1 protein-coding gene is annotated in these 1290 nt (G+C 66.6%); it reads left to right on the top strand.

The window, feature by feature from the left end; genetic code table 11:
• Positions 1-84 precede the first annotated feature (84 nt).
• Positions 85-996, top strand: coding sequence for an NAD(P)-dependent oxidoreductase (locus BRAO375_RS24160; RefSeq protein ID WP_009030078.1), 912 nt, complete (start codon positions 85-87; stop codon positions 994-996).
• Positions 997-1290: the final 294 nt, after the last annotated feature.

Here is a 1290-nt window from a genome sequence, read left to right as displayed (position 1 = left end):
TCCCCAACCCTCCCCCACAAGGGGGGAGGGAGCGCACCTGTGTCCGCGCCACGGTTTCGCATGCTTCTCAGAGGAGACCATCCCGTGCGCGGAGTTTTCATCGACGCCAACTCGTCGCTTGCCGAGATCTTCGACCGGCAGCGCCAATCCGGCGATCCGGAGATGCGCGTGCATCTCGACCCCGACATCAAGCCGGAGGACTGGCCGGCCATCCTCGACGGCGCCGAGATCGGCGTCGTCGACCACACCGCGCTGCCGACGGATGTCGCCAAGCAGTGCAAGGGCCTCAAGCACGTCGTCTTCCTCGGCACCGGCGCGCGCAGCTACATGAACCCGGAAGAACTCGCCGAACTCGGCATCACCGTCCACCTCATCAAGGGTTATGGCGACACGGCCGTCGCCGAAGCCGCCATCGCGCTGATGTGGGCCTCGGCGCGCGGCATCGCGCAGATGGACCGCGAGATGCGCGCCGGCAACTGGCTGCGCGACGACGGCATGCAGCTCACCGGCAAGACGCTCGGCCTGATCGGCTTCGGCGGCATCGCCGCGGAGGTCGCGCGCATCGCGGGCGGCAGCGGCATGAAGGTGATCGCCTGGAACCGCTCGCCGAAGAGCCATCCGGGCATGGACTTCGTGTCACTCGATCAGTTGCTGGCGACGAGCCACATCGTCTCACTGCATCTTCTGCTCAACGACGAGACCCGCGGCTTCCTGTCGCGCGAGCGGATCGCGCAGATGCGCAACGGCGTGATCTTCGTCAACACCGCCCGCGCCGCCATCGTCGACGAGACGGCGATGATCGACGCCCTCCGCTCCGGCCATATCCGTCACGCGGGCCTCGACGTCTTCAACACCGAGCCGCTGCCGGTCGGTCACGTGCTGACCACGATCCCCAACGTGACGCTGTCGGCGCATTCGGCGTTCCGCACGCCCGAGGCGAGCGAGAACCTGATTCACGCCGCTTGGGAGCATTGCCGGCGCGTCGCGAAGACGTAGTTGTTCCCGCCGTAAAGTGGGCAAAGCAGCCGCCGAAGGCGGCAGCGTGCCCACCATCGATCAGCACATTCGCGGCAAGACGGTGGGCACGGCGCCACCCGGACCTCGTATGGGGACGCAGCGCAGCCGCGCCTTTGCCTACCCCACGGCCTCTCTCCTCCGTCATTGCGAGCGAAGTGTTCAGCCCGGGGACATGGCTGACAGGTGTTCGGGGACATGGTTGACACCTCAAAATCGGCTCGATTCGTCAAGCAAAGGGGCGAGCGATGCCGTGGCGAGAGGTGTCTGTCATGG

Origin of the sequence: Bradyrhizobium sp. ORS 375 (genome assembly GCF_000239775.1) — a bacterium.
Taxonomy (GTDB): Bacteria; Pseudomonadota; Alphaproteobacteria; order Rhizobiales; family Xanthobacteraceae; genus Bradyrhizobium.
The sequence above is the reverse complement of the archived record's forward strand: the minus strand, read 5'-3'. Positions and strand labels throughout refer to the sequence as shown.